We start from the raw sequence: 5,715 nt of genomic DNA, 5'->3' as shown, positions 1-5,715 counted from the left end.
CAGGTTCAAGCTCGAAGCGGGGCAGGCTTTCATCGTCGACAACACGCGCGTCATGCACGCCCGCAAGGCGTTTTCCGGAACCGGCAAGCGCTGGCTGCAGGGCTGTTACGCCGACAAGGATGGCCTGCTGTCGACGCTCGCGTCGATAGAACACGGGTTCAAGGAGGCGGCGGAATGAGCGGCCAGGATTTGAACGCGGACAATATCGTCGAATTCATCGCCGACATCTTCGAGCGCCGGGGTGCGGAATCCTATCTCGGCGAACCCGTCACCATGTCGGAGCACATGCTGCAGGGCGCCTGGTTCGCCGAAAAGGACGGCGCGCCGGACGAGCTGGTGGCGGCGGCGCTGCTGCACGACATTGGCCACTACACCAGCGAGTTCGGCACCTATTCGCCCGAGGATGTCGAGGACAAGCATCATGACGAAGCCGGCGGCGAAGTGCTGGCGCGGTTCTTTCCACCTGTCATCGTCGAATGCGTCAGGCTGCATGTCGCCGCCAAGCGCTATCTCTGCGCCACCGACCCGACCTATTTTGGCAGGCTTTCGCCGGCCTCGGTGCACACGCTGTCGCTGCAGGGCGGGCCGATGAATGCCGAGGAGGTGGCCGAGTTCCGCAAGAACCCGTTCCGTGAGGAAGCGGTCCGGGTCCGCATCTGGGACGAGAGCGGCAAGATTGCCAACATGAAGACGCGGACGTTTCGCGATTACGTGCCGCTGTTGCAGCGGGTGGTGACGCAGTTCGCGGCGGGTAAGCCGGCGTAATTCCCTCAAAGGAAGGAGGCAGGGTGCAAGCCCTGCCTTCTTTCTTCCGGCTTCGCCGGAATCGCGCTCGCCTACCCCTTGTGATGCACCTGCTGCAGCCCGTAGACCGGCGTCGCCAAGCCGGCCTGCCTGGCCTTCAGCTGCCGCGCCAGGAATTGTGAATAGTGGCGTGACTGGTGCAGGTTGCCGCCGTGAAACCACAGCGCTTCCTGCTGTGTAGGCTTCCACATGTTGCGCAACTCGCCTTCCCAGGGGCCGGGATCCTTGGTGGTGTTCGAGCCGAGGCCCCAGCATTTGCCGACCTTGTCGGCGGTTTCGCGCGATATCAGATCGGCGGCCCAGCCGTTCATCGAGCCGTAGCCGGTGGCGTAGACGATGAGGTCCGCAGGCAGTTCCGACCCGTCGCTGAGCAGAACCGAGTGCTGCTTGATCTCTTCGACGTCGACGCCGCTCTTCAGCTTGATCGAACCATCGATGACCAGCTGCGATGCGCCAACATCGATGTAATAGCCAGAGCCGCGCCTGAGGTACTTCATGAACAGGCCGGACTCGTCGTCGCCCCAGTCGAGCATGAAACCGGCCTTTTCCAGTCCCTTGTAGAATGCCGCATCGCGTTTCTTCATCTCGGCATAGGCCGGGATCTGGAACTCGTGCAGGATCTTGTAGGGCAGCGAAGCGAAGATGAGATCGGCCTTGGCGGTGGTGATGCCATTCTGCAGCGCCTGCTCCGAATAGAGCGAACCCAGTCCGATTTCCATCAACGTGTCGGACCTGGAGATATGGGTACTCGAGCGCTGCACCATGGTCACGTCGGCGCCGGCTTCCCAAAGTGCGGCAGCGATGTCATGGGCGGAATTGTTGGATCCGATGACAACGGCCTTTTTGCCGGCATAGGCGTCGGGACCCGGATGCTTCGACGAGTGGTGCTGATCGCCCCTGAAGGTCTCCATGCCCTTGAATTTCGGCAGATTGGCTTTGCCGGACTGTCCGGTCGCCAGCACCAGCTGCTTCGGCTTCAGCGTGATGTCCTTGCCGTCACGGTGGACGACAACGGTCCATTCCTTCGTCTTGTCGTCATAGGAAGCGCTTTTGGCCTCGGTCGAGGACCAGTAATTCAGCTCCATTACCTTGGTGTACATTTCCAGCCAGTCGCCGATCTTGTCCTTGGGCGAGAAGACCGGCCAGTTCTTGGGGAAATCGATATAGGGCAGATGGTCGTACCAGACCGGGTCATGCAGGCAGAGCGACTTGTAGCGCTTGCGCCAGCTGTCGCCGGCACGCTCGTTCTTCTCGATGATGATGGTCGGCACGCCAAGCTGCCGCAGCCGCGCGCCGAGCGCGATACCGCCCTGGCCGCCACCGATGATCACCGTATAGGGCTGCGTCTTGAAGCCGAGCTCGGCGGCTTCCCTCTCGCGCGCTTCCTTCCATGTCGGACGGTTCTTGCCCGAGCCGTGCCTGGCGCCCATCGGCCGCGCGAAGCCTGCCGGCTCCTCGTGGCCTTTCAGTTCGGCCATGGTGGTCAGCAGCGTCCAGATCTTGCCGTTCTTCAGCCTGATATGGCCGAAGCCGCGTGCCGCCTCCGTCTCGAAGCTGATCCAGCCCTCGATCAGTTCGCCGCTCTCGGTCGCGTCCTCGCCCTTGGCGATGGCGAAGTGCGATGGCCTGGTGTTCGACAACTGGCTTTTCAGCATGTCGCGGACCTGGTCGCGGCCTTCCATGGTCTTGATGTTCCAGGTGAAGGTAACGAGGTCGCGCCAGTAGCAATCTTCTTGAAAGCAATCGACCGCCTTCTCGATGTCATTGGCAGCAAGCGCGGCGCCGAATTGGTCGAGTACGTCAGACAGTTTCTTGCTAGAGGGCTTGTCGAGCATCAGGTTTCCTCCCGTGAAATCCAGATCGTCATGGTGGTGGCTCCGACGGGCTTGCCGCCGGACGATCAAGTATCGTCAGAGATGGCGGCCCTCGTCACGCCCCACCATAGTTTCCAGCGGTTTCAATGGTTTATTCGCAAAATGGGATCACCCGGCGGTTTCGCAATCGCCCGGGCGCCGGAAACGACCGTCCCATTTGTGAATGCCGCGCCGGTCGCGCAAAGTTGATGGTCAAATGCCGCAATGCGGTCACCGGGGCCGATAACAACCGATCGGTGAGAAGCCGGGAAGCGGTGGCGGGCAGCAGGGCGGTTCCCGGGATTTTCTGGATGCGGAACTCTGGAGCCCGTTATGATTATCATATCCTTTTTCCAAGCGTCTTCACGCCACTCTCTCGGCCGGCGTGGACGTGCTGCAGCAATGGCCGCGGTCATGGCCTTGAGTGCGACGGTGACCGGCCCGCTGGTGCTGCCCGGAACACAGGCGCATGCGGCGGAAATTTCCGTCACCGTCCGCGAAAGGCTTTCGAACTATGGCGGATGGCGAACCTCCAGCCGCTTCGGCGATGTCTGGGTTCCCTCGGTGCATACCCAATGGCGGCCCTACACCGAAGGCAGGTGGGTCTGGACTGACAATGGCTGGTACTGGCAGTCCACCGAGCCATTCGGCGATGTCGTCTATCACTATGGCCGCTGGGCGTATGATCCCGATTTCGGCTGGGTGTGGATCGCCGGCGATCAATGGGCGCCAGCCTGGGTGGTCTGGCGTCAGGGCGGCAATGATGTCGGCTGGGCTCCGGCGCCGCCCGACGTCGGTGCCGCCTTCGACGACGCCTGGTGGTGTTTCGTGCCGGTGGCGGCGATCGGCGCGGTGGATCTGGTCAGGGTGGTGCGGCCGGTTCAGGAGAACGTCGTCATCGTGCGCAACACGACATTCATCAACCAGACGGTCGCGGTCAACAATGCGCCACGCGTGCGGCTTGGCAACCAGGTGGTTGCAATCAATGCCGGACCCCGGCTGCAGCAACTCCCGAAGCCAGTCATCGACTCGATCAAGGCGGCAAGACTGGTTCCTCCGCCCAAAGGCGTGTTTGCCAGTGCACGTCTCGATGCTTCCAGGGGCGCCGAAATCAAGAAGCTTGCCGGCAATGCAATGGGGAACGGGCAAATCGTGGCGGGCCCCAAGACTGCGATCGGCGGCAAGGCCATTTCCCCGGGCGCGGTGGCTGCCAGCAATCCAGCCGTCGTGAAGCCTGGCAACACTGTGCGCAAGCGGATGGTCGCCGGCAACGGCGCGAAGGCCGATGCGCTCAAGCTGCATGCCGACAGGACCGCGGGCGATGGACGTATCGTTGTCAAATCGTCGGCCAAACCGGGGTCGGCCAAGCCGGTCTCGGGGCAGCGTCCTGCACGCGGTGCCGGGCAACAGAAGCCGCATCAGCAGGCGATGGCAATGCATATGCCCCAGCACCATGGCCCGGCAAGGGTGGCACCTCACCATCCGCCAGCGAAGATGCAGGCGAGGAAGGTGTCCAGATGCGATCCGCGCGTTTCCCGCTGCAAGGCGCCGCGCTGATCGCCTCAATCGCGCCGGCACGCTGTGCGCGCCGGTGTGATTTTTCCCGTTGACAGGTCGCCTTGCCCGCCCTTAGTGTCCGCCACCATGAAAACAGCACTCATTCTCGTAGGAAAGCGCGTGGGCAAGGCGGTGTAACCGCCGGGCGAAAACCCCCCATGCGCAAGACACAGGCTCCCTCGGGGGCCTTTTTTATTGCCTGAAACACGACTAAACGACCAGCAAACGCCCAATGGCGACAGTACGGGACCAGACCGATGAGCAACGGACAGAACGAGCGGCGCGAGATGACGGGCGCCGAAATGGTGGTGCAGGCGCTGAAGGACAATGGCGTCAAGCATGTCTTCGGCTATCCCGGCGGCGCTGTCCTTCCGATCTATGACGAGATTTTTCAGCAAGACGAGGTCGAGCACATACTGGTGCGCCATGAGCAGGGCGCCGGCCATGCGGCGGAAGGCTATGCGCGTTCGACCGGTAAGGCCGGCGTGATGCTGGTGACCTCCGGCCCGGGCGCCACCAATGCGGTGACGCCGCTGCAGGACGCGTTGATGGATTCGATCCCGCTGGTCTGCCTGACCGGGCAGGTGCCGACCTCGCTGATCGGCTCGGACGCTTTTCAGGAATGCGATACGGTCGGCATCACGCGCCCCTGCACCAAGCACAACTGGCTGGTGAAGGACGTCAACGAGCTCGCCGCCACCATCCACGAGGCCTTTCATGTCGCGACCACCGGCCGTCCCGGTCCGGTCGTCGTCGACATCCCGAAGGATGTGCAGTTCGCCAAGGGATTCTATGTCCCGCCGCAGATCGCGCCACGCACCAGCTACCAGCCAAAGGTCCAGGGCGACCTGGAGAAGATCAAGGCGGCGGTCGAGTTGATGGCGGGCGCCAAGAAGCCGATCATCTACAGCGGCGGCGGCGTCATCAATTCCGGCCCGGAAGCGAGCCATCTGCTGCGCGAACTGGTCGATCTCACCGGTTTCCCGATCACCTCGACGCTGATGGGCCTCGGCGCCTATCCGGCATCAGGCAAGAACTGGATGGGCATGCTCGGCATGCACGGCACCTATGAAGCCAACATGGCCATGCATGATTGCGACGTGATGATCTGCATCGGCGCGCGCTTCGACGACCGCATCACCGGTCGGCTGACCGCCTTCTCGCCGAACTCGAAGAAGATCCACATCGACATCGATCCGTCGTCGATCAACAAGAACGTCCACACCGAGGTGCCGATCATCGGCGATGTCGGCCGGGTGCTGGAGGATATGGTGCGGCTGTGGCGGGCGAGCGCCAAGGCCGACAAGAAGGCGCTCTACCCCTGGTGGGAGCAGATCGCCAAATGGCGTGCGCGCGACTCGCTCGCCTACAAGATGAACAACGACGTGATCATGCCGCAATACGCCATCGAGCGGCTCTACGAACTGACCAAGGGCATGGACACCTACATCACCACCGAGGTCGGCCAGCACCAGATGTGGGCGGCGCAGCACTATCGTTT

General features: G+C 62.5%; 5 protein-coding genes. 4 read left to right on the top strand and 1 reads right to left on the bottom strand.

All coding sequences use genetic code 11. From position 1 onward, the window contains the following. Window positions 1-178: TauD/TfdA family dioxygenase (locus tag EN925_RS20590; protein ID WP_206632867.1), on the top strand; the 178-nt coding region annotated here is incomplete at its 5' end. Beyond that, window positions 175-765 carry an HD domain-containing protein gene (locus EN925_RS20585; protein ID WP_127369890.1) on the top strand — a complete coding sequence of 197 codons (591 nt, stop codon included), beginning with the start codon at window positions 175-177 and terminating at the stop codon, window positions 763-765. The genes EN925_RS20590 and EN925_RS20585, both read left to right, overlap by 4 nt. Before the next feature lie 71 nt (window positions 766-836). Here the strand turns inward: EN925_RS20585 and EN925_RS20580 are convergent, their stop codons facing one another. After that, window positions 837-2,639, bottom strand: a complete 1,803-nt coding sequence (locus EN925_RS20580) for an NAD(P)/FAD-dependent oxidoreductase (protein WP_128336867.1) — start codon at window positions 2,637-2,639, stop codon at window positions 837-839. A gap of 420 nt (window positions 2,640-3,059) precedes the next feature. Between EN925_RS20580 and EN925_RS20575 the strand changes: the two genes are divergently transcribed. Beyond that, window positions 3,060-4,214: a DUF6600 domain-containing protein gene (locus tag EN925_RS20575; protein ID WP_127385508.1), complete on the top strand. Its 1,155-nt coding sequence runs from the start codon at window positions 3,060-3,062 to the stop codon at window positions 4,212-4,214. A gap of 257 nt (window positions 4,215-4,471) precedes the next feature. After that, window positions 4,472-5,715 (top strand): biosynthetic-type acetolactate synthase large subunit (gene ilvB, locus EN925_RS20570; RefSeq protein ID WP_128336865.1); only part of this gene is annotated, 1,244 nt, incomplete at its 3' end.

It is taken from the genome of Mesorhizobium sp. M7A.F.Ca.US.006.04.2.1, from assembly GCF_004022915.1.
Lineage (GTDB): Bacteria > Pseudomonadota > Alphaproteobacteria > Rhizobiales > Rhizobiaceae > Mesorhizobium > Mesorhizobium ciceri.
This window is presented reverse-complemented; position numbering and strand designations above follow the sequence as displayed.

Coding starts and splice junctions, on each gene's coding strand:
- EN925_RS20580 (WP_128336867.1), bottom strand. CDS start 2,639: ATGCTCGACAAGCCCTCTAGCAAGAAACTGTCTGACGTACTCGACCAA.
- EN925_RS20575 (WP_127385508.1), top strand. CDS start 3,060: ATGGCCGCGGTCATGGCCTTGAGTGCGACGGTGACCGGCCCGCTGGTG.
- EN925_RS20585 (WP_127369890.1), top strand. CDS start 175: ATGAGCGGCCAGGATTTGAACGCGGACAATATCGTCGAATTCATCGCC.